The organism is Caulobacter sp. DWR1-3-2b1 (assembly GCF_049895765.1).
GTDB lineage: Bacteria > Pseudomonadota > Alphaproteobacteria > Caulobacterales > Caulobacteraceae > Caulobacter.
In genome coordinates, this window is record NZ_JAFCSZ010000042.1 from 1 (window position 1) to 23,034 (window position 23,034).

Annotated in this window: 12 protein-coding genes, 7 pseudogenes and 1 other annotated feature; of the genes and pseudogenes, 13 read left to right on the forward strand and 6 right to left on the reverse strand. The window is 64.8% G+C overall.

The window, feature by feature from the left end:
• The 3 genes and pseudogenes from ACP69S_RS20595 to ACP69S_RS20605 all read left to right on the forward strand — a co-directional run.
• Nucleotides 1-999, forward strand: a 999-nt coding sequence (locus ACP69S_RS20595; RefSeq protein ID WP_426000437.1) for a type I secretion C-terminal target domain-containing protein, incomplete at its 5' end; no start/stop codon positions are given.
• A 226-nt stretch (nt 1,000-1,225) separates the two neighbouring features.
• Nucleotides 1,226-1,759: a hypothetical protein gene (locus ACP69S_RS20600; RefSeq protein ID WP_426000439.1), complete on the forward strand. Its 534-nt coding sequence runs from the start codon at nt 1,226-1,228 to the stop codon at nt 1,757-1,759.
• A 494-nt stretch (nt 1,760-2,253) separates the two neighbouring features.
• A pseudogene (locus ACP69S_RS20605) lies at nt 2,254-3,111 on the forward strand (UDP-glucose dehydrogenase family protein); the annotation flags it as partial.
• 335 nt (nt 3,112-3,446) lie between these two features.
• On the opposite strand, the pseudogene ACP69S_RS20610 reads toward ACP69S_RS20605, so the two are convergent.
• Nucleotides 3,447-4,409 (reverse strand): annotated as a pseudogene (locus ACP69S_RS20610) (IS630 family transposase); the annotation flags it as partial.
• A 31-nt stretch (nt 4,410-4,440) separates the two neighbouring features.
• On the opposite strand from ACP69S_RS20610, the gene ACP69S_RS20615 reads away from it, so the two are divergent.
• The gene (locus ACP69S_RS20615; RefSeq protein ID WP_426000441.1) at nt 4,441-4,821 is read left to right on the forward strand and encodes a hypothetical protein; all 381 of its coding nucleotides are present in this window, start codon (nt 4,441-4,443) and stop codon (nt 4,819-4,821) included.
• Between the two features lie 7 nt (nt 4,822-4,828).
• Entirely contained in the window at nt 4,829-5,248 is a 420-nt protein-coding gene (locus ACP69S_RS20620; RefSeq protein WP_426000442.1) for a CopG family transcriptional regulator, read from the forward strand.
• 147 nt (nt 5,249-5,395) lie between these two features.
• Here ACP69S_RS20620 and ACP69S_RS20625 read toward each other — a convergent pair whose 3' ends face one another.
• Nucleotides 5,396-5,758, reverse strand: a complete 363-nt coding sequence (locus ACP69S_RS20625; RefSeq protein WP_426000444.1) for a hypothetical protein — start codon at nt 5,756-5,758, stop codon at nt 5,396-5,398.
• 176 nt (nt 5,759-5,934) lie between these two features.
• On the opposite strand from ACP69S_RS20625, the gene ACP69S_RS20630 reads away from it, so the two are divergent.
• The 5 genes and pseudogenes from ACP69S_RS20630 to ACP69S_RS20650 all read left to right on the forward strand — a co-directional run.
• Nucleotides 5,935-6,156: a response regulator transcription factor gene (locus tag ACP69S_RS20630; protein WP_426000446.1), complete on the forward strand. Its 222-nt coding sequence runs from the start codon at nt 5,935-5,937 to the stop codon at nt 6,154-6,156.
• 88 nt (nt 6,157-6,244) lie between these two features.
• Nucleotides 6,245-7,618: a tetratricopeptide repeat protein gene (locus ACP69S_RS20635; protein WP_426000448.1), complete on the forward strand. Its 1,374-nt coding sequence runs from the start codon at nt 6,245-6,247 to the stop codon at nt 7,616-7,618.
• A gap of 11 nt (nt 7,619-7,629) precedes the next feature.
• The gene (locus tag ACP69S_RS20640; protein WP_426000450.1) at nt 7,630-9,300 is read left to right on the forward strand and encodes a hypothetical protein; all 1,671 of its coding nucleotides are present in this window, start codon (nt 7,630-7,632) and stop codon (nt 9,298-9,300) included.
• Between the two features lie 73 nt (nt 9,301-9,373).
• Nucleotides 9,374-11,020, forward strand: a complete 1,647-nt coding sequence (locus ACP69S_RS20645) for a DUF6065 family protein (protein WP_426000452.1) — start codon at nt 9,374-9,376, stop codon at nt 11,018-11,020.
• A 5-nt stretch (nt 11,021-11,025) separates the two neighbouring features.
• Nucleotides 11,026-11,274, forward strand: a pseudogene (locus tag ACP69S_RS20650) (tyrosine-type recombinase/integrase); the annotation flags it as partial.
• 87 nt (nt 11,275-11,361) lie between these two features.
• Here ACP69S_RS20650 and ACP69S_RS20655 read toward each other — a convergent pair.
• Nucleotides 11,362-12,412: pseudogene (locus tag ACP69S_RS20655) on the reverse strand (transposase).
• Nucleotides 11,983-12,115, reverse strand: a sequence feature (AL1L pseudoknot). Its footprint overlaps the pseudogene before it by 133 nt.
• Nucleotides 12,413-12,666: 254 nt before the next feature.
• On the opposite strand from ACP69S_RS20655, the gene ACP69S_RS20660 reads away from it, so the two are divergent.
• Complete coding sequence (locus tag ACP69S_RS20660) at nt 12,667-16,092, forward strand: PAS domain-containing protein (protein WP_426000454.1); 3,426 nt, start codon at nt 12,667-12,669, stop codon at nt 16,090-16,092.
• 352 nt (nt 16,093-16,444) lie between these two features.
• Nucleotides 16,445-17,620: pseudogene (locus ACP69S_RS20665) on the forward strand (IS3 family transposase).
• Nucleotides 17,621-17,845: 225 nt separating this feature from the next.
• Here the strand turns inward: ACP69S_RS20665 and ACP69S_RS20670 are convergent.
• Nucleotides 17,846-18,011, reverse strand: a pseudogene (locus ACP69S_RS20670) (phosphoribosylamine--glycine ligase); the annotation flags it as partial.
• Nucleotides 18,012-18,242: 231 nt separating this feature from the next.
• Here ACP69S_RS20670 and ACP69S_RS20675 point away from each other — a divergent pair.
• Nucleotides 18,243-21,281, forward strand: a complete 3,039-nt coding sequence (locus ACP69S_RS20675; RefSeq protein WP_426000456.1) for an alkaline phosphatase family protein — start codon at nt 18,243-18,245, stop codon at nt 21,279-21,281.
• 537 nt (nt 21,282-21,818) lie between these two features.
• On the opposite strand, the pseudogene ACP69S_RS20680 reads toward ACP69S_RS20675, so the two are convergent.
• Together ACP69S_RS20680 and ACP69S_RS20685 are read right to left on the reverse strand one after the other, a co-directional pair.
• Nucleotides 21,819-22,702: pseudogene (locus tag ACP69S_RS20680) on the reverse strand (IS91 family transposase); the annotation flags it as partial.
• A gap of 209 nt (nt 22,703-22,911) precedes the next feature.
• A partial coding sequence (locus ACP69S_RS20685) for a tyrosine-type recombinase/integrase (RefSeq protein ID WP_426000458.1) occupies nt 22,912-23,034 on the reverse strand: 123 nt, incomplete at its 5' end.

A 23,034-nucleotide genomic window follows, 5' to 3' on the forward strand; every position in this document is an offset into this window, starting at 1 on the left:
ATCACCGACTTCACCGTCGGCGTCGACAAGCTGGACTTCTCCGGCCTGATCGCCGCCAGCGGCTATACGGGCTCCAACCTCGTCGCCGACGGCTACCTCAGCATCGTCTCGGACGGCCACGGCGGCTCCAAGCTGCTCTTCGACATCGACGGCAAAGGCGCGGGCAACCCCTGGGCCGCGACGGTCGTCACCCTCGACGGCGTCTCCCCCCATGGCCTGACAGCGGGTCAGTTGTTTGGATCAAGCCCGGCGCCGACGGTGCCCCCGGTCCAGGCCCCGGTTGCCCCGTCGCTTCCGGTAACGGCGGCGCCGATCATTTCGACCCCGCCCGCAACATTGACGCCGACGGTCGTCAATCTGCAGGGGTCCAATCTGGCCCCTTCGGTTCTGGTAGGCGGCATAGGCGCCGACACGCTTCTCGGAGGGCAGATGGACGACAGCCTCGACGGCCTGGCTGGCGATGATCGTCTCGATGGCAATGATGGCAATGACTTGATCACCGGGGGCGATGGTTTCGATCGGATCAACGGAAACAGCGGCAACGATACCGTCCGTGGCGGGGCGGGGGCAGATTGGGTGCATGGCGGGAAGAGCGCCGACCAGGTGTTTGGCGACGACGGCGACGACTTCGTCTACGGCAATATCGGCAATGACGTCGTCTATGGGGGCGCAGGCGCCGATATCGTCCGCGGCGGGCAGGGCGACGATGTGTTGTCGGGAGACGCCGGCGACGACTGGCTGTCGGGCGACCGCGGCGGCGACAACATCACGGGCGGCGCGGGCAGCGACATCTTCTACAGCTTCGCGGGCGCTGGCCTGGATCTGGTCACCGATTTCAACCGCGCCCAAGGCGACCGCATCCAGTTGGACGTTGGCCAGATCCACAGCGTCTATCAGAGCGGAACAGACGCCATCATCGACCTGGGCGGCGGAGACCAGATCATCTTGGCGGGGGTGAATATCTCCGCCCTGAGCGGAGATTGGTTGATCGGCGGCTAGAGACGTCGAAGCGCCCGATCCCCCAAGATGACCCACTCCATTCGACAGCCTTCGGGGCCGTGTCGCCATCCGGCGCCGCAGGCCAAAGGTGTTGGGCTCGGAGCGCCAACGGCAGCGCTCCTTCACTCGGCCTTCATCGTCGCCTGAGAGGCTTGTCTGCAGGATGCTGATATCGCAGATTCCAGGCTCGGACCCCGCTCAGTCCACAATCGCCTACCCCGGCGGCGTGGCGGCGGCGGCCGCTGCGATGAACGACACGAGCGGCTATGTCGGCCTCGACCAGCAACTTGGCGCCTACCACGCCCTGGCTAACCGTTGGCACGTAGCGGCACACGGCGAGCGCTTGAGCCTGACACAGGCGCTGACAGAGTCACCCTTTGCAAAGACGATCCAGTCTGCGCTCAACACTTTCACCCGCGCGGCCTGGGCGGGGGCGGACGCTGTTCCACCAGCGCCGCAGCGACAGGCCCTCGACGCTTTCGATGGGCTGTCGGAAACAGACCAAGCGATCATAGGCTCGCTGCGGGTCGGCATTCAGGATGGCAGCGGCCCTAGCTCGGTCGCCGACTTTCGCGCCCGGCTTCAGGCCGACCTTGACAAGGTCCAGGCGGCGTCGAGTTCACCTCGCGACACGATCACGCTCTCCGCCGAAGCGCAGGCGCGTCTTGCTGGAAGCTCCGCAGTAGAAGCGCCCGCGACCGTGGAGGCCAGTCCCGAAATGGCGGCCGCGATCAACGCCTATGGCAAGGTTACGCGATAGAGCAGTGCTTTGCGGTTTAATTGACCGCCCGGAAGGGACTCGAACCCCTGACCTTCGCATTAGGAATGAAGCATGTAAGTAATTGAAATAATTGATCTTTTTAGATAATTCTACCGCAATCCTGGCGCTTTCTGGACTATTCCGGGACTTCCAGGGACGGCTTGGCGTCGCATGCGACGCGGTACGCAGTCCGAGGAAAAGCTCGCACCGAAGCGAGCCCTCCCTACTCATACAATGAATAGCGCAGCCAAGGCAGAAGTCACTGACTGAGGAAGCACTTTGGAAAGCATCACTCCTTCAGCCCACCTTCGAACAAAACTCGATTGTGAGTGTTGTGTGAAAAAGCGCTGATGAATTGAGCATCGCGGAAAACCGCGTGTGCTCCTTCCGCCGTTAAGCATCCTTCAATGTTGCATTAACTCTGAGAGTGCGCGACTACCCGCTGACTGTTTTGTCCCGCATCTATTGGGCGGGAGCGCACCTGTGGGGGATTTATGCGCGTAGCGATGATTGGCACGGGTTATGTGGGCCTGGTGTCTGGGGCGTGTTTCGCCGACTTCGGTCACGTGGTGACGTGCATCGACAAGGATCCCAGCAAGATCGAGCGGCTTGAGAAGGGCGAGATCCCGATCTTCGAGCCCGGTCTGGACGACCTTGTCGCCCGCAACGTCCGCGAGGGCCGGCTGTTCTTCACGCTAGAAGGCGCTGAGGCGATCAAGAACGCCGACGCGGTGTTCATCGCCGTGGGAACGCCCACCCGTCGCGGCGACGGCCATGCGGACCTGTCCTACGTCTACGCCGCCGCCGAAGAAATCGCCGGCCTGATCGACGGCTTCACGGTGATCGTCACCAAGTCGACCGTGCCGGTCGGCACCGGCGACGAAGTCGAGGCAATCATAAAGCGCGTGCGGCCTGACGCCCAGTTCGCGGTGGTCTCCAACCCCGAGTTCCTGCGCGAAGGGGCGGCCATCGAGGACTTCAAGCGTCCCGACCGCGTCGTGGTCGGCACCGAGGACGAGCGCGCCTAGGCGGTGATGCGCGAGCTCTATCGGCCGCTGAGCCTGAACGAGACGCCGATCGTCTTCACCGGCCGTCGCACCAGCGAACTGATCAAGTACGCGGCCAACGCGTTCCTCGCGATGAAGATCACCTTCATCAACGAGATGGCCGACCTCTGCGAAAAAGTCGGGGCCGACGTTCAGCAGGTGGCCAAGGGTATCGGCCTGGACAAACGCATCGGCGGCAAGTTCCTCAATGCCGGACCCGGCTATGGCGGTTCGTGCTTTCCGAAAGACACCATCGCCCGGAATCGAACCGGGGTGCACGGATTTGCAATCCGCTGCGTAACCACTCCGCCACCGGGCCATCCGGGGTCAACGCAAGAAGGCGTTGGCGAAGAGGGTGGTTCGATACAGTAGTGATGTTGAAGCCGCAACTGGATCTTGGACTGCGCTGGAGCCTGATCCAGTCAGTAGCTCGTTGAGCTCACTCAATTGACAAGGCGCGTCACGCACCACCTGCAATCCAATCGCGACGGAACGATTGGATCGGTCCGTCCGACGCCCTAGTGGATAGGACGCGACGCTTGAGTCCCTCTGGAAATCGCTCGATCCCTTTCCCGAGAAGGATTTAGGCGGGTTCCAAGCGACTGAATCTCACCACTAGCTTGTCGCCGCTAGCCATCGTCCTAGTGGATTGATTCCAACGTTTGGTGCCCACGGGCGGCGGCGGCGATGGTCTTGTTGGGGTCGGCGGTCCAGACGAATGGCTTTGGCTGCTGGTTGTGATCAACGACGAAGCGGTTGATGGCGGCCTGGAGATCGACGACGCCCTTGAAGACTCCGCGCTTGAGGCGGCGCTTGGCGAGGACCGCGAAGAAACCCTCGACGGCGTTGAGCCAACTGGCCGAGGTGGGGGTGAAGTGGAAGGTCCAGCGCGGATGGCGCCCCAGCCACGCGACCACCTTGGGATGCTTGTGGGTGGCGTAGTTGTCGAGGATGGCGTGGATCGCCTTGCCAGCTTGAACCTCGCGCTCGACGGCGTTGAGAAAGCGGATGAACTCCTGATGCCGGTGGCGCTGCATGCAGCGACCGATGACCTTGCCTTCGAGCACGTCGAAGGCGGCGAACAGGGTGGTCGTGCCATGGCGCTTGTAATCGTGGGTCATGGTTCCGGCCCGGCCCTTCTTCATCGGCAGCCCCGGCTGGGTTCGGTCCAGGGCCTGGATCTGCGACTTCTCATCGACGCTGAGCACCACGGCGTGGGCGGGGGGATCGACATGGAGACCGACGATGTCGCGAACCTTGGCGGCGAACTTGGGATCATTGGACAGCTTGAAGGTGCGGATGCGATGCGGGGCCAGGCCATGGGCTTACCAGATCCGCTGCACCGAGGTCAGGCCCACGCCCGCCACCTTGGCCATCACTCGGCCGGTCCAATGGGTGGTCTCGCCGGGCGGCTCGCCCAAGGTCAGGGCCACCGCCCGATGAGCCACCTCGTCGCCAAGGCGCGGCGTGCCCGGGGGCCGCGTCTTGTCGCGCAGCAGGCCTTCGACCCTGGCCTCCATGAACCGCGCCTGCCAGCGCCAGACGGCGGTCTTGCTGACCCCTGCCTCGCGCATGATCTCGGCCGTCCCCAAGCCATCGGCCGTGGTCATGCAGCTTCCGGCGGACGAGGCGCTGGTGCAAGTGTCCGGCGTGCCGCCCATCCGCGCGACCAAGGTCCGCTACTACATGGATAGGGAGCTGGCTGGCCGCGTGGCGGACCCACAGAGTAAACTGCCACCCTTGTCGCCCGACACGCCGTCGGAATGGTCCTCGGTGATCGGCGCCGGGACCGCTCCGCAGGGCAGACCTGGCGAGCTCGCCGACGAGGGCGGGCATCGAATCGAACCTGAGTTTGAAGCACCTGTCGGGACGCCGCCGCCGCCGCCCATCGCGCCTGAGGCTTGGCTGGAGCTGGAAGTGGACGCCGACGAGTCCCTGCAGGCAGAACAGGCCCGACGGTTCAGGGCCGCGGCCCGCGTGGCGGCACTCGACCCCGATGACGGCATTCCGTTGTGAGGGCGCCATGAAGGTCCAGACCAAAGTCTTCCTGTCGCGCGATCTTTCACTGGCCCTGGACGCCGCGGCGCTGCGCATGAAGCGGTCGAAGTCCGAGATCATGCAGGCAGCCGTCGCCGCCTATTTGTCGCCCGACGGTGATGAGGCGGCGGAGGCCGCCGTGGTTCGGCGCCTGGATCGCATCGGCAGGGACTTGAATCGTCTCGAACGGGATGTCACGATTTCGAACGAGGCCATCGCCCTGTTCGTGAAGGCTTGGCTGACGGCCACGCCGAGCTTGGGCGCTGGGGACCAGAAGGCACAAAACGCGAAAGGCCAGGAACGCTACGCGGGATTTCTTGAGGCGCTGTCGCGGCGGCTATCCTCCGGACGGTTATTGCGGACAGAGGTTTTGGATGAATCGGCAGAGCGTCTCGGCAATTCCTGACTCTTCTCTGACCTTGGCAACGTCCGCTTTTTGGCAGCGCCAAGGCCCTAGCGACGTGGATCTCGCGAACGGCAATTCCTGACTTTCTCGGACCTTCGGAAGGTCGCCTTGTCGGCGGACCGCCGACGTTAGCCCCAAAGCGAAGCTCTAACTACCTGCCGGGGGTTTTTGCCGAGCTGCGGCGGGCGCAGCCTGTTCGGCCGCGACGACCTGCGGGTTGCTCAGGAATTCGCCCCTCTTTGCGCCGCAGTAGATGAGGATCGCGACGCTTACGATCGCGGCGTTCGGGAAGAACGTGAGCGTATCGCGCGCGGTCTGCATGACGATGTCGCCGCACGCCTGTTGTCCAGCCTGCACCGCAGCGACACCGGCGCGGTCCGCGCAGCTCTTGCCGACATGCGCCTGATCATAGGCGGGCTGATCGGGGAGCGTATGGCTCTGGTCGCCTGCCTGGCCTCCCTGCCACAGGAAAGCGCCGAACGGGTAGCCGCTGTGGGTCTGACTTTGCACTGGCCGGCCGAGCCATTCCCCGTCGATCCCCAACTGGACTATGCGTTCGCGAAGAATGTGAGCTCGGCAATTCGGGAGTTAGTCACCAACGCCACCCGCCATTCCGGCGGCGCGGTCTTGAGTCTTCCGCCAGGGCCGACCAAGTGCTGTCTCTCTTCCGACAACACGCCCGTCTCGTGACCGGAAATTCCACAGATGCGCCCCGAGCCGACCTTACGCCGCGCGAGGTGGACGTCCTGCGCATGATCGGACGCGGGTTGACCGTGACGGAGACAGGCCGGGCGCTGGAGATTTCCGGCCTGACCGTGTCGGGGCACGTCAAGGCCATCTACCGGAAACTCGACATCTGCTCCCGGGCGGAAGCCGCCACCGAGGCCGCCCGTCGAGGCCTGACCTGAGGGCATCCGGCGCCCGCCACCCCCCTGAAGAGGGTATGTTTGGACCTCTCAGGTCATGGCAAAGCACCCTATCGAAAAGGGGAAGCTGGTGAAGTCGTACAAGAAGCATAAGGGGCGCTTGGCGCCGGTGTGGCCGTTGATCAGTCTGGCCCTAGCCGCCGGGATGCCGGGCCTCGCACAGGCTCAATCACCGGCGCTGTCGACGGCTATAGATAGTGTCCCGAGTCAGGCGGTCGCCCTGACTCAGGACGGACGACCCGCCGAAGCGTACAAACTCCTGGCCCCCCTAACGAAGAGCCGCGCGGGCGATCCCGACTTTGACTACGCGCTCGGCCTGGCCGCGGCGGATTCGGGCAGGCCGGCAGAGGCGATCCTTGCGTTTCAGCGGGTGCTGGCGCGCCAGCCCGGCAACGGCAGAGCCCGGGCCGAACTGGCGCGCGCCTATGCCATGGCCGGCGATGTCGACACAGCGCGGCGCGAGTTTGACACCGTCGTTGGCGATCCAACCATTCCCGATCCGGTTCGCCAGCGCGTAACCTCGATCATCAGCTCGCTTGATCGCAACATCGCTGGGGGGGGGAGCAGCCTCACAGGTTATTTCGAAGCCGGCGTTGGCTATGACAGCAACATCAACACCGCGACCGCTGAGACTTCCCTGGTAATCCCGCTATTTGCCGGCCTTGGCCCCGCGACACTCAGCGGAAGCGCGACAGAAGCCGACGACGTCTACGGGCAACTGGTCGGCGGCATCAGCGTCCAGCACGGCTTCGACCGCCAGAACCGCGTCTTCGGCAGCCTGCTCGGCAGCGCGAAGATGAATTCGGACACCAGTGTCTTCGACACCGGGACGCTGACCGGCACGGCCGGCTGGGCGCACAGCTTTGCTGATAGATCCGTCGGATCGCTGTCCGTTCAAGCGCTGGGGTTCTGGCTGGATACAGAGCAGTATCGCACCTCCGTCGGCGGGACGGCGCAGTACACGACGGCCTTTCACGGCGGCGCGCTGTCGGCCTCCGTCCAGTATTTCGATCTTCGATATCCAGGCGACGCACTGCGCGACGGCGAGCGGTTGGCGGTCGGCTTGACCTTTGCCTCCCGGACCGGCGTGATCGCGCTCCAATACGGCGGCGAACGGGTCGCTAACCCTGCGGGCCGCCACTTCGCGAACGACTTCGGCGGCGTCTCGCTCGCCCTCGAATATCCGATATGGCGCGAGGTGACCGCAGTCTCGACGGTGTCGGGCGAGATTCGAAACTATGGCGCCGCCGATCCGCTTTTTCTGGTCCGTCGAGACGACGGCCAGATTGACGCCTCCTTTGGCCTACGCATTCCGCTCGCAGCCGCCGGCAGAGCCAAACTGACGCTCAGGCCGCAGCTCACCTATACGAAGAACAACAGCAATATTGCCCTCTACGAGTACGACCGCGTCACCGCCTCGGTTTCCGTGCGGGCTGAATTCTGAGGATCATGACCATGGCTCGCCTGAAACAATCCGCCCTTCACACCTTGATCCTGGCTGGGGTCTCCACCCTCGCCCTGTGCAATTCGGCCCAGGCGGCGAACAGCGTGTTGTTCGCGTCTGACGCGGCCGCCCAGAACGGCCAACGGCCCACCGGTGAACTCACGCCAGGCCAGGTGATCGCCACGCCGGGCGGTGTGGTTCAGATCAACCTCGACGGCGGTGGAACCCTCTCCATCGTCGGCCCTGCGGAGTTCACGGTGGGCGCAGGCGGCCTCATCGACATCCGTCGCGGCGGTGTAACCGGAGTGGCGGCCGGCGGCGCCCCCGCCCGCTTCAGCGTCGGCGGCCAGTCCATTGTGCTAACCGGCGCTGCGGGCTTTAACGCGACTGGCGCAGGCTATACCGGCACGGTCATGTCCGGTACGGCCCAGATCGGCAGCGGTAGCTTTGCATCCGGTCAGGCACTGCAGAGTGTCGCCGGGGCCGCGCCCACAGCGTTGTTCGCCGCAGGTGCGCAACAAACCCCGACCGCCGGCGCCTTTTCGCTACCGGATTACGCCGTCATGAACGGGGTGATCGAGAGCAATCCCGCCCTCGCCACCCTACCGCTCGGCCGCAGCGTTGGCGAGGTAGCCACCGACATAGAAGCCCTGGCGGGGACCATCGGCTTCCTCCTGGCGCCGCAACAAATCGCGGCCCTTGTCGAAGCCTACGGGCCGGGCAAGCCTACGCCTACGCCTACGCCTACGCCTACGCCTACGCCTACGCCTACGCCTACGCCTACTCCGACACCCACGCCGACGCCTACTCCGACACCCACGCCGACACCGACACCAACGCCTACTCCGACACCCACGCCGACACCGACCCCGACACCGACTCCGACACCCACGCCGACACCAACGCCTACTCCGACCCCGACCCCGACGCCTACTCCGACGCCGACCCCCACGCCGACGCCTACTCCAACACCGCCGAATGGCAACGCCCAGGCGCCGTCAGGATCAGGAATGGTTTTCCGGACCTACGTCTATCCGGCGGCGAGTCAACTGTCGCTCGACAGCACCATTGTTTCCAGCAGCAGTGGAGCCCTTGAGAGCATTCAGTTTGGTCCTGGCAATAGCCCGCAAGGCCGGGGCACCCAGAGCAATTTCGAGAGTGGCGGCCTTGACGGCGTCATTGGCTGGACGCGCTGGGCGGGCGGACAGTATGGCGGCGTGACCAGCCCAGGAACCACACCGGCGAACGCAGGTTCACCGATCATCTGGGGCGTTCCAACCGCGACAATCCCGACCTCCGGGACCGCGACCTATTCGCTGGCGGGACAAACAAAAGTTGTCTCGACCGACCAACGAGACATCACGCCTGGAACGCTGAACTCTGGAACCATTGCGGTGAATTTCGCCACCGCACGCATGGGCCTGGAACTCGGCGCCACCTATAACGGCGTCAGCTATGTCCTGTCGTCGCCGGGCGGCATCGCGGCGCCCAGCGTGTTCACAAACGGGTATTTTTCCAGTGCGTCAGGGACGGCAGTTGGCGGGTCCTGCACCGCCTGCATCTTCACCTTCATGGGCTTCTTCGCAGGAACGGGCGCTAGCAACGCGGCGCTGGCCTACGCCTTTCACGCAGCCCCGGATTTTTCCACGAGCCTGACAGGCGTGGCGGCGTTTCGGAGGTGACGGCGGGTTTGGGGCCGGAGGTGGCGGTCCCCGCGGCGGCCAGTCAGTTACACTCAGCGGGTTTGAGGGTTCGATGGACCTGAAATGCTACGTGTACCCTGGCTGGGCGCCGCGCCTGCGGGCCGCCTCCGCCAAGCGCGTGTGGATGGATAAAGCCCCAGAATCCTTTCCCTATCGCTGTCTGCCCTTGAACATTGCGAACAGCCACGGCTGGGAGATTCTCAGCCCTTGCGGCTTCGGGGTCGAATGGAACGGCGGCCCCGCCGTCGATGACGTCATCGTGCGGCCAGACCCGGGAACACCCGCCCACGATGCGCCCGTCGCCCTGTTTGGGGTCGGCTCCTTCACTATCCATGTCCAGGGTCTTTTCCGCACCCCGCCAGGCTGGAACCTCTTCGTCAGCGGCCCGCCTAACGTCGCCAAGGACGGGGTGGCGCCGCTCGCAGGCATCATCGAGACCGATTGGGCGCCCTACACCTTCACCATGAACTGGCGCCTGACCCGCCCTAACCACAGCGTGCGCTTCGAGCGCGATGAGCCGATCGCCCACATATTCCTCGTCCAGCGCGACGTCATCCAATCCGTCACCCCACGGATCGTGCCCATCGATGAGGATCCAGAGCTCAAGAGCGCCTTCGAGGCATGGTCACGGTCTCGCGACGAGTTCCAACAGCATACACGTGATAACCCACCCAAAAAGCCCGCCGACAAATGGCAGAAATCCTATTATCGCGGGCTGATGCCCGACGGGCGGTGTCCGATCAGCGATCATCAGGCGCGGCTGAATGTGCGCGAGTTTTCCGGCGGGCAGCTGCCATCGCCCAAATCCGCCGCCGTGGCGCCGGATCGCCCCCCGGGTCAGAATTCCCCCGTTTCCGTCGAGAGCGACTGGCGGATCGCCAAGTCCGAATGGCTGTTCGAGACCCAGGAGCGCCAGCGCGCGCTGTCAGTGCGCGCCAGTGGCATCTTTCGCGTCCAACACCTCACGGCGGATCAATTTCTGGACAATTTCTACGCCCCCGGACGGCCCGTGGTCCTCTGTAATGCCTTTGACGACTGGCCGGCGCTTGGCAAGTGGACGCCTGGATACCTACGCGACCTGATCGGCGGGGCGGAAATCGAATACCAAGGCGCGCAGCAGAGCAACGCCCGCTACGAGCCGGACAAGAGTGCGCACAAGCGGCGGATGCCGTTCGACCAATTCATCGACCAAGCTGTCTCGGGCGCGGGCAATGACGCCCACCTTACCGCCTATAATGCGGGGGCTAATGCACAGGCCTTGGCCCCGCTGGCGCCAGACCTTGGTTCAATCGACACGATCCTCGACCGTGCCGCAAGTCAGCTTGCGGGCATGATCTGGATTGGGTCACAGGGAACCTTTACGCCGCTGCACCACGACCTGACCAACAACCTGCTTGTGCAGCTTGTCGGACGAAAACGGGTGATCCTCGCCTCGCCGGCCGAAACGCCAAAACTCTACAATAGCCGGCACGTATTCAGCGACGTCGGCAACCTCGCCGACCCGCGCCTCGATCCCTCGACCTACCCGAAGCGCAAGACCGTCCGCACCCTCGAAGTCGTGATTGGCCCAGGCGAGGCCCTGTTCATCCCCATCGGCTGGTGGCGCCAAATTGAGTCACTCGATTTCAGTGTGATGATGACCTACACGAACTTCAGGTGGCCGAACGAGGGTGACCGAGACCATCCTGTACGGGGCTGACGCTAGGCGAGCACATCACGACCCGACAATATGCTCGGCTCGTAAATCACTGGGTGGCGATGATCGACCTGGAGCCCTGCGCCTACGGCACGCACAGCCTGCGCAGAACTGAGGTGGCGTTGATTTACAAGAAAACAGGCAACCTTCGAACCTGCCAACTTCTGCTTGGCCATCGAAAACTGGAAAGCACCGTGCACTATCTAGGGATCGAAGTGGACGATGCGCTGGAGATGTCGGATCAAATCGACCTCTGACTTCGCTTTGTGGCTTTGGATGAGGTCAAAGGTCCCGTCGGACTGTTGTGAACCGCTCCGGGTTTGCCGGAGGCTGTTTGATTTAAGTCACGCCGCCATAGCCTGTTGGGTGAGCGCGGCATAGTAGGCGGCCTCGGCTTCCGCCGGCGGGATGTTGCCGATGGGCTCCAAGAGCCGCCTGTTGTTGAACCAGTCGACCCATTCCAGCGTGGCGAACTCGACCGCCTCGAAGGTTCGCCATGGTCCACGCCGATGGATGACTTCGGCCTTGTACAGGCCGTTGATGGTCTCGGCCAAGGCGTTGTCATAGCTGTCGCCGACGCTGCCGAAAGAGGGCTCGATCTCGACCTGCGCCAGACGCTCGGTGTACTTGATCGAGACATACTGGGCGGATTCAATCGGTCGCTGTGGTGGATCAAGCCGGCCCGATGCGCCGGCCGGCGCGGCCTTGTCGCTGACGGTTGTGCGCACCGGCTTGCCCCGGATCACCCCCTGAAGGCCCATGTCCCGCATCAGCCGCTCCACCGTGCAGCGGGCGACGGTCAAACCCTCCCGCCTCATCTGCCGCCAGACCTTGCGCACGCCGCAGACCGCGAAGTTCTCGGCGAACACCCGTGCGATCTCTGGCTTTAACGCCTGATCCCGACGCGCCCGAGCCGACAGCCGGGCCGGATCGCGCTGCTGAGCGACGCGCCCGTGGTAGGTGGACGGGGCGATCGGCAGAACCTTGCAGATCGGCTCGACCCCGTGAGCCTCTCGGTGATCCCGGATCAAATCCGGGACCGATGAAGGCGATCATCGCTTGAACGGGCGGTCGAGCTCCGCCTGGGCAGAATAGGCTTATACCTTGCGCAAAATCTCGTTGGCCTGGCGCAACTCGCGGTTCTCTCGCTCCAGCGCCTTCAGCTTCTCGGCGACATCCGCCGGCACGCCGGCACGCCGGCACGCCGGCACGCTTGCCGGTATCGACCTACGTCTTCTTGACCCATTCGTGAAGGGCCTGAGGCACGCAGCCGATCTTCTCCGCTATCGACACCACGGCCGCCCAGCGGGAGGCGCGATCCCGCTCGTGATCCAGCACCATCCGCGCCGCTCGCTCGCAAACCGCAGGCGAAAACTTGTTCGTCGTCTTGCTCATGATAGCCCCTTACTCTCAGGAGTTGGGGCCTCCGGCAAACCCGGAGCGGTTCACTATTTGAGCCTGCCGTGGAAAGCGGACGTTGACGAGGGGGCGTCGGAAGGACCGTTTCCGACTAACGGCTGACCCTCGTAAGTCCGCTTGAAGCTTCCAAAAACGTTGCCGGTGACGCGTGGGTCGCGGTCGTCTACAGCTTGCTCTGCTTGCAATCGTTTGATTTGCCGATTTGAAGAGTCGGAACGCGGGAGAAGGGTGTGTCGGCGTTGCCTAAAGCTGAGCACAACCAAGCTTTCCTGACCGGCGGCGGCGAGATGGGCGCGCTGCTGCGCGTGCACGATTGGTCGACGTCACCGCTGAGCCATCCTTCGACTTGGCCACAGGCGTTGCGAACCGCAGTATCGCTTATGCTCGGAGCTGCGCAGCCAATCTACGTTGCGTGGGGACCCGAGCTCACCTCGCTCTACAACGACGGCTACCTGGCAATCGTCGGCACAAAGCATCCCTGTATCGGCCTGCCTTTCTTCGAACTGTGGGCAGAGATCGAGGAGCAGTTCCGCCCTATCGTCGAGAAGACGTTGGCGGGCGAGGCGCAGCATTTCGCCGACCTGCCGATCTCGCTCGCCGGAAGGCCCGGCGTGCCCGTTGGCTACTTCACCTTCAGCTACACGCCGCTGCGCGACGAGGATGGGAAGATCGCCGGCATCTTCGTTGCTGCGACGGAGACTACTGAGCGCGCGCTCGCGGAACGGCGCCGGGAAACGCTCTTGCAGCTCGATGATCGCCTGCGCGACGTTGCGGACACCGCCGACCTCTCGTTCGCCGCGTCCGAGCTATTGGGCGTGGCGCTCGGCGCGGCGCGCGTCGGCTACGGCGCCGTCAACGCCGACGCGGGCACAATCGCCATTGAGCGGAACTGGTACGCACCCGGCTTTAACGACCTCGCCGGCGTCCATCGGTTCGCGGACTACGGCTCCTACATCGTCGAGCTGCGGCGAGGCGAAGCCGTGGCGAACACTGACGTGGAAACCGACCCGCGCACATCGGCATCCGCCGGCGCCTTCCAGGCGCTCGGCATCCGCGCCCACCTCGACATGCCGGTGGTGGAGGGAGGGTGTACGGTCGGACAGATGTTCGTTCATTCGGCAACGCCGCGCATTTGGGCCGACGAGGAGGTGGCCTTTGTCCGCGAATTTGCCGAGCGCATTCGCGCGGCAATCGCACGACGCACGGCGGAGCAGGAGCTACGCGAAAGTGAGGCTCGGTTCCGCGCTTTGGCCACTGTAGGGTCCGCTTCGGTCTACCGCATGAGTCCGGACTGGTGCGAGTTGCGCCGGCTCGATGGGGCGGGATTCATCGCCGATGCCAAAGAGCCCACCGCCGAGTGGATCGAAGCTTATGTTCCTTCGGACGAACAGCCGCGCGTCCTCGGGGCGATCGAACGGGCGATCCGGACCAAGGGCGTCTTCGAACTGGAGTATCGCGTTTGGCGCGCGGACGGCACGATAGGCTGGACGTTCTCGCGCGCAATTCCGCTTTTCGATAACGCCGGCGAGATCGTTGAGTGGTTCGGCGCGGACAGCGACGTGACGGCGCGGGTCCATGCGGACCAAGCCTTCACGCGCCTGTTCGAAGCCTCGCCCGCACCCTTGTTGATTCTTAAGCCCGACGCGCCCCGTTTTACGATCGCAGAGGTCAACGACGCCTACCTCGCCGCCACCAAACGTCAGCGCGGCGATCTACTCGGAAGTGGTATTTTTGAGGCGTTCCCCGACAACCCAGGCGACCCAACCATCAAAGGTGTGAGCACCCTACGTGCCTCGCTGGAGCGTGTGCTCGCCACTCGGCAATCGGACACACTCCCAAGCTTGAAGTATGACGTCGCGGCTCCAGATGGCAGCTTCGAGGAGCGCTGGTGGAGCTCGATCAACTCGGCGGTGGTCAGCGAGGATGGCCAAGTCGAGGCCATCATCCACAACGCCAACGACGTGACCGAGGAACGCCGCGCCGCCGCGGCGTTGCGCGCGAGCGAGGCGGTGGCGCGGGTAGACGCGCAGCGTGTGCAGCTCGCACTTTCAGCTGGTGCGATCATCGGAACCTGGTTCTGGGACATACCCACCGACTGCTTCAAAGCGGACGAGCCTTTCGCTTGCGCTTTCGGGCTGGATTCTGTTCGTTGCAGAGAAGGGATACCGCTCGCCGACATCTTCGCGACCGTCCATCCTGACGATAAGGCGGGTTTGGCAGAGGCGATCGAAGCGGCGACGATCAAAGGTGGTGCGTACGCCCGTCAGTATCGAGTGCGCCGAGCCGATGGGCGATATTACTGGATTGAGGCGAACGGACGCGTAGATCACGGGCCGGACGGTACGCCTTTGAGCTTTCCGGGCGTCCTTATCGACCTGGAAGGACGTCGCGCGGTTGAAGCAGAACGCGACCGTGCGATCGCCGTGTCGCGCGCCCTCAATGAGACGCTTGAGCAGCGGGTCGCCGAGCGCACGGCTCAGTTGGAGGCTGCACATGAGCAACTTCGCCAAAGCCAGAAAATGGAGGCGATGGGCAGCCTGACCGGTGGCGTCGCGCACGACTTCAACAACCTGCTCACCCCCATTGTCGGCTCACTAGACATGCTGCAGCGCAAAGGGGTGGGCGGCGAACGCGAACAGCGCCTCATTGCAGGGGCGATCCAATCGGCCGACCGCGCCAAGACCTTGGTCCAACGACTGCTCGCATTCGCGCGGCGCCAGCCACTCCAGACAACCGGTGTCGACCTGGCCGCGCTCGTTCGAGGCATGGCAGACCTTGTCTCAAGCACGACAGGTCCGCAGATCAAAATTGTAGTCGATGCGGCCGATGGCTTGCCGCCAGCGAAGGCCGACCCGAACCAACTCGAAATGGCGCTTTTGAACCTCGCTGTTAACGCGCGGGACGCCATGCCGGAGGGCGGCACCTTGCGTATCTTGGTAGACGCCGAGACCGTCGGGCGTCAGCACCGGGCCAACGTGACGCATGGGCGTTACTTAAAGCTGTCGGTCGCTGATACCGGCGAGGGCATGGACGAGGAGACACTCAAGCGCGCTGTCGAGCCATTCTTCTCGACCAAAGGCGTCGGCAAGGGGACCGGGCTGGGACTTTCGATGGTGCACGGGCTCGCGTCCCAACTTGGCGGCGCGCTGACGATCAATAGTACGCCAGGGGTGGGGACCAACGTCGAATTGTGGCTCCCGCAATGCGCCGAGCCGCCCGGTGTGGCTGGGTCTGCCGCCCATATGTCGCCTATCCCGAAGGCCGCCGGCACGGTGTTGCTCGTTGACGACGAGGACCACGTACGCTTCAGCACGGCGGACATGTTGATCGAGCTCGGCTATGCCGTCGTAGAGGCGGCCTCGGCGGAAGAAGCGCTAAGATTGGTCGATCGGGGGCTTCGCCCCGACCTGCTCGTAACCGACCACCTCATGCCCGTCATGCCCGGGACCGAGCTTGCGCGAGCGCTGCAGGGCAGCCACCCAAACATGCAGGTGCTCATTATCTCAGGGTACGCGGAAGCAGAGGGCATCGCCCCCGACCTTCCGAGGCTAACGAAGCCGTTCCGATACGCCGATCTTGCGGCAAGTCTTGCTGACTTACCTACGCCCCCCAGCCCCCGCGGGAAGCAGGGCGCGGAGTCGGTAGACCCACTCTGAGGCAAGTGTCGCCGCAGGAAAACACCACCGCGTTCGTCACGCTAACAGAAGTGGACGTTCAGACGCTGAGCCCCAAGCCGCCCAGCACGGCGCGCTGACTCGAAGAACTGAAGCTGGACGGCTACCCATGCCGTAATGACCACGCCTCTACCGCCTTCGAAGCCCACGAATTGAGCGACGACGACGATGCGATTGCGACGGTCATCGGCATGGTCGATCACTACCCGTCTTGTGATTATGTGGTGGCGTGGTGTGGCGAGCGGAAGGTTCTCATCCGGCATAGACTCTGAGGTGGCGCCGGAAATTCGGACAGTTGGCAAAGGTGGTTCGACCTCGATGAAGGACGGACTTTATGACTGGGAAGCGGAAGCGGTACTGGGCTGATTTCAAGGCCAAGGTCGCGTTGGAGGCGTTGAAGGGGGAGCTGACCCTGTCTCAGCTGGCGACGAAACACGGCGTCGATCAGACGATGATTGCGGCGTGGCGCAAGCAGGCCATCGAGGGGTTTTCCGGGGTGTTCTCCGAAAAGGCCGAGGCGATTGAGGGCGCCCGGGAGGGCGAGATCGACAAGCTGCACGCCAAGATCGGCCAGCTGGTGTGGAGCGGGATTTTTTAGCCAAGGCCTTCGGTCGTTGAGCCTGGACCGGAGGCGACAGATGATCGAGCCCGAGCATCCCCGGCTATCGATCCAGCGCCAGTGCGCCCTGGTGTCGATCAGCCGCTCGGCTTTCTACTATCAGCCGGCGGGCGAGACCCCGCTGAACCTGGCGCTGATGCGGCTGATCGACGAGGCGTTCCGGAGACACCCTGGTACGGCTCGCGCCAGATGGCCCGGCATCTACGCCGCCAAGGCTACATGGTCGGCCGGATGCGGGTGCGCAGGCTGATGGCCAGGATGGGCCTGGCGCCGATCTATCAGAAGCCGCGCATGACGATCCCGCACCCGGAACACCGGGCCTACAAGTACCTGCTGCGCGGGCTGACCATCGACAAGCCCAATCAGGTCTGGTGCGCCGACATCACGTACATCCCGATGCGGCGGGGCTTCCTGTACCTGGTGGCGGTAATGGACTGGGCGAGGAGGAAAGTCCTGTCCTGGCGGCTCTCCAACAGCATGGACGCCGAGTTTTGCATCCAGGCCCTTGAGGAGGCCTTGGCCCGTTACGGGCCGCCAGAGATCTTCAACACCGACCAGGGCAGCCAGTTTACCTCGCCTCGCTTCGTCGACGTGCTGAAGGACGCCGGCATGCGGGTCTCCATGGACGGCCGCGGCCGCTGGATGGACAATGTCTTCATCGAGCGGCTCTGGCGCAGCCTCAAATATGAGTGCGTCTACATCCACGCCTTCGAGACCGGATCGGAGATGCGGGCCGGCCTGACCAAGTGGATCGGCTACTACAACACCAACCGGCCCCACTGGGCCCTTGCCGGGGCCACCCCCGACGAGGCCTATGGGCAAATCCAGGCGCCGCCCTATCCGGGGCTCGCCCCGGATAGGGCCAACCTCGAGCACAAACTGGCGGCGTAATCTGAACCTGAACCAACCTTAGCCAAGCCGCCAAAATGTACGGACAACCGGCGCCACCTCAAAGGGCCCCTATTGGCGCGTGCCGGTCGGTCGCTAATGCTTGACGGGTTGGCGATCTCCTCAGAGCCGATCGAGCTTTCAGCTCACTCGGTAGTAAGGCTGAACCTTCGTGCGGCGACGACGGCCGATCCGCTGCGTGTCGGAGGCCTCAGCACATCGGCCATATTTAGTGAAGGCCTTGGAGGTCTCCAGCTGCGCCGCCTGGGCGCTGCCGCCGAAGTAACGTTTAGGGCGTTCAGACGATCGGCCAACCCGGCCTCCAGAGCTAATTCAAGACCCACCAGCGGCCACCAGCCGGCGCACAGGGGCGACTGGCGATCTTCCAAGCCAAGGCGTGTTCGCGCCCACCGGATCCGACGAGGAAGAATGGCCAGCTATTCTCTGAGCCTGGGTGTCGCGCGGGCCGGGTGCCGGGTCAAGGCGACCGCGCCGTCCGCCAAGCCGAACGCCCTCGACCAACAAATACCCCTTATCGTAGATATATTGACATAACTCTCTATAGGGTAGCATCCTCCCGCCGCGTCTTGAGCGGTCTTGAGAACGCCAACCTGGGGGCATTGCCATGACGATCCAGAACATCGAACACATCGTCGTGCTCATGCTGGAGAACCGCTCGTTCGACAGTATGCTGGGGTGGCTCTACGAAAAGGACTCGCCCGCAGCCTACGTCCCGACGACCACCGGCGCGCCTTTCCGGGGGCTGCAGGCGATCAATCCGAACGACTTCGTCAACACCGCCTTGAACGGCAAGCTCAGCGTCAAGCCCACGCGCGGCGTCCAGGGCTTCAGTGTCCCCGACATCGCGCCTGGCGAAGAGTTCGACCAAGTCCTGACCCAGTTCTACGGGACCAACAGCCCCGCCCCAGGCGCACCGGTCACGATGAAGGGCGTGCTGGAGGATTTCGTCGAGGTCCTGCAGAAGCGCAAGGTCGCCGAAGCCGACATCCTCCGCCTGGCGCCGATGGTCATGCAGAGCTTCACCCAGGGCCAGGCGCCGGTGCTGAATCAGCTGGCGCGGCACTATGCCGTCAGCGACGCCTGGCACGCCTCGGTGCCCTCGCAGACCAATCCCAATCGCTCGTTCCTGATGTGCGGCACCTCCAACGGGATGATCAACAACGGCGACCTGGAGACCGACCCACAGGCCAAGGCCCTGGAAAAGATCCTGGGCATGGCCATCGGCGACGACCGGGTAGACGCCCCGACGATCTTCAACGCCCTGCAGACGGCCGGCGTCGACTGGAACGTGTTCTACCAGACCAGCTACCTGCCGCAGAAGATCTCGGCGCTCCTGGAATACCGCACCGCCCTGCTGGCGCTGTTGGTGGCCAGCCCCCTGCTGGCCGCCGCCGTGGCCGCTCTGCTGGTGGCGCTGGATCCCTACGTCAAATATCTGATGGATCTGACCTCGGGCGAGCTGGACTCCTGCTACACTTGGCGCCTGTTCCCGCAGATCAAGGACAAGGTCCCCAACGCCGCCCAGAAGTTCCAGAAGCTGGACGACTTCCACCGCAAGGCTCGCGCCGGCCAGTTGCCGAAGTTCAGCTATATCGAGCCGTTCTGGTCGATCGCCCACAGCACGACCGACAACCCGACCTACGAGAACTTGTTTTCGGCGCTGGGCAACGACTACCACCCGCCCGGCAGCGTCCTGGCGGGCGAGCAGTTCGTCAAGGAGGTCTATACCAGCCTGATCTCTAACCGGGAGGCCTGGAACAAGACCCTCCTGCTGATCACCTTCGACGAGTTCGTCGGCTCGTTCGACCATCAGACGGCCGACATGCAGGCAGGCGCCGTGCAGCCGCCCTGGGCGCCGAACGGCCAGCCGCCCTACAAGAATTCGGCCGGCTTCAAGTTCGATCGCCTGGGCGCGAGGGTGCCGACGATCGTGATCTCGCCCTACGTTCAGAAGGGCACGGTGTTCCGGTCCTCGACCCAGACGCCCTTCGACCACACCTCTGTCATCGCCACCACCCTGAACGCGATCGGCCGCAAGGACCTAGTGGCGCAGTTCGGCGCGCGGGCCAGCGCGGCGCCCACCTTCGACGGCGTCCTGACGCTGAACCAGCCCCGTTCGGACGCCGCGTCGCTGGCCTTCCTGGACACCCCGCGCGCAGCGGGCGACCTGGTTCACTACGGCGACACATTCAACCTGAAGAACCAGAACGGCCAGTATCTGAGCCCGGCCTACTGCACGATGAAAGTCGCCGGCGGCGGGTCGGTGATCCCAACCTCGCTGACGGAAATCTGCGCCGACCTGGGCGTGGCCGCCTACTTCCCGACGCTCGGCGCCCAACCGGCCCCGATGACCTTCGTGACGTCGGCGCCCGATCCGGCCGCCCAGATCGCCAACAACAGCCAGGTCCTGCTAGTGTCGCGCGAGTCGACCTCCGGGGCGCACAACATCCTGGGCGACTGGGCGGACTCCCACGACTGCTACTATTACGACGAGTACCTGGACGGCGATAATCTCAAGAAGCAGACTTGGATCGTCCAGAAGCTGGCCAACCCCGACCAGCCCCTGCGCTTCGGCGACCAGATCCACCTCGCCAACCTGTACGCCCAGGACAAGCGCCTGACGCGCGACACCCGGTTGTGGCAGTCCGAATGGATCGCCATCGCCGCCGAAGGGGACTACTGGACGGTCGAACCGGCTCCGGCCCAGGTGGGGTCCAACGGCTGGAACGGCGCGCCGCCCCTGGCCGCGATCGCCGCGTCGCAGCAAGGCGGCCCGCGCGGCGCCCAGCTGTGGGGGATCGACACCTCCGGCCAGTTGCGCTCGACCTTCCAGATCAGCGCCGGCGGTCCCTGGTCGGGGTGGTCGGAGGTCTGGAATGGCCTCTCGCCGGGTCAACTGCGGTCCCTGGCCGCCGCCCAGCAGAACGACGGCAAGGTGCGGCTCTGGGCCGTGGACATCGGCAATGTCCTCTATTCCAACGCCCAGACCGCGCCGGGCGGCAACTGGACGGGCTGGTCGCCCGGCGGCTGGTCCAATCCGCCGCCGCTGCGCCTCATCGCCGCGTCGCAGCAGGGCGGGCCACGCGGCGCCCAGTTGTGGGGCGTCGACACCTCCGGCCAGCTGCGCTCGACCTATCAGGAGACGCCCGGCGGATCCTGGTCGGCCTGGTCGGGCGTCTGGAACGGCGCCTCGCCGGGCAGTCTGGTCTCCCTGGCCGCTGCCGAGCAGAACGACGGCAAGGTCCGCCTCTGGGTGGTCGACGCCAACCACTTGCTCTATTCCAACGCCCAGGCCTCCCCGGGCGGCAACTGGACGGGTTGGTCGCCCGGCGGCTGGTCCAACCCGCCGCCGCTGCGCACCGTCGCCGCGTCCCAGCAGGGCGGTGCGCGCGGGGCCCAGCTGTGGGGGATCGACACCTCCGGCCAGCTGCGCTCGACCTTCCAGGAAACGCCCGGCGGATCCTGGTCGGCCTGGTCGGGCGTCTGGAACGGCGCCTCGCCGCCCAACCTGGTCTCGGTGGCCGCCGCCCAGCAGAACGACGGCATGGTGCGGATCTGGGTGGTCGATGCCAACAATGTCACCTATTCCAACGCCCAGACCTCGCCGGGCGGCAACTGGACGGGGTGGTCGCCGGCCCTCTAGCGATCATGTGACGGTAACTCGATCACTCAATCATCATCGACGAAGCCTTTTTGGCCTTGGCTCGCCGCATCATGAGCCAAGACCGCGTGGCTGGCATCGAACACCAGGGGAAGCGCGCTTATTCGCGCGGCGAATGCTGGAACTGCAGGCGAGGGCCAACCGAATGGCCGCATCCTTCTCAACCTGGCTGCGCGCGCTTGCGCCGATAGGGTTTCTCCGGCGACGCCCACAAGGATACAGCGTTATCGTTTGGCGCGCCTCGGGCCGACGCGCCGTGATCTACGACGCAGGCGCGAAGGCATGATTGGGGACAATAAGGTCCTGGCCTCGTCGCCGGCGGTGTTCGGTGGCGGCAATCATTGCCGATTGGGCGCCGGCCTGACGGTTGTCTTTCTGGAGCGGCATCAACTTCTGCACCTGTTTAGGTTTCTTGGACGCCCGCCAGGCGCGGCGACGGGGCTGACCCCGAGGGCGGGTGTCTGAGAAAGCTCGAAGTCTGACCCGCGGGATGGCGGTAGCAGCCTGTGGGGATTTGAGCGGCGCGCTGTGTGGCGGGCCTGCGCGCTCGAAGATCTCGACGAGGATCATGCGGCCGCCGCAGCAAGGGCAGGCGATCGGCGGCTTGGCGTCGGTCTGGGGCTCGGCGTTGGTGGCGACCGGAGATGGCGGCGGCGCGTGGAGCAGGGCGCTAGCCTTGACCAGGTTGGCGGCGCGGGCGGGGTTGGCGAAAAGGCCGTAGTGGCGGATGCGGTGGAATCCGCTGGGCAGGACGTGGATCAGGAAGCGGCGGATGAACTCGCCGGGCGCCAGGGTCATCTCCTTACGGCGGGCCTGTCCGTCCTGGCGGTAGTCCTTCCAGCGGAAGGTGACACCCCTGTCGTCCATGGCGACCAGGCGGCTGCTGGAGATGGCGACGCGGTGGGTGTAGCGGGCCAGATAGGCCAGGACGGACTCGGGTCCGGCGAAGGGCCGCTTGGCGTAGACCACCCACTCGGCGCGGCGCAGCGGGGCCAGGCGGGCGGCGAAGGCTGCGCGGTCGGCCAGGCGGGCGAGGTCGCCGAAGAAGGCCAGGCGTCCCTCGGCGTGGGCGGCGGCGAGCTTCTCCAGGAACAGTCGCCGCCGCCGGGAACGATGCAATGGACGTGCGGATGGTGGGTGAGCGCCGAGCCCCAGGTGTGAAGGACGGCGGTCCGGCCGATACGGGCGCCCAGGTGCTTGGGATCGGCGGCGATGGTCAGCAGCGTCTCCGACGCCGCCTTGAACAGGGCTGCGTAGACCACGGCCTTGTTGTGCAAGGCGATGTCGCCGATCTGGGCCGGCAGGGTGAAGACCACGTGATAGTAGGCCAGCGGTAACAGCTCGGCCTGGCGGGCCTCCAGCCAGCGCTGCGCCGCCGCCCCCTGGCACTTTGGGCAGTGGCGTAGGGTGTGCAGGCAGACTGGCTTGTTGATCCCGGCCGTCCTGACCGCCGCGTGGAAGGCGCGGTTCAGCGAGCGCGGCGTCACCGCGTTGACGAGGTCAGCCGGTTGGGAAACAGCCACACCGGCGGCCGCGCCACCTTCCACCAGTTGCGCAGGGCGGCCAGCAGATGCGGCGAGAGCAGCGCGTCACGATCGCGCCGTCCCTTGCCCTAAACGACCCGGATGCGCCTGCGCTGGCTGTCGATGTCGCCGACCTTCAAGCCCACGACCTCCGCGGCCCGCAGGCCCGCGCCATAGGCCACGCTGAGCGCCGTGCGCCACTTGAGCCCCGG

Bases quoted from the DNA above. Each gene is read 5' to 3' on its own strand.
- ACP69S_RS20620 (WP_426000442.1), top strand. From the start codon at position 4,829: ATGAAGGTCCAGACCAAAGTCTTCCTGTCGCGCGATCTTTCACTGGCC.
- ACP69S_RS20640 (WP_426000450.1), top strand. From the start codon at position 7,630: ATGGCTCGCCTGAAACAATCCGCCCTTCACACCTTGATCCTGGCTGGG.
- ACP69S_RS20645 (WP_426000452.1), top strand. From the start codon at position 9,374: ATGGACCTGAAATGCTACGTGTACCCTGGCTGGGCGCCGCGCCTGCGG.
- ACP69S_RS20675 (WP_426000456.1), top strand. From the start codon at position 18,243: ATGACGATCCAGAACATCGAACACATCGTCGTGCTCATGCTGGAGAAC.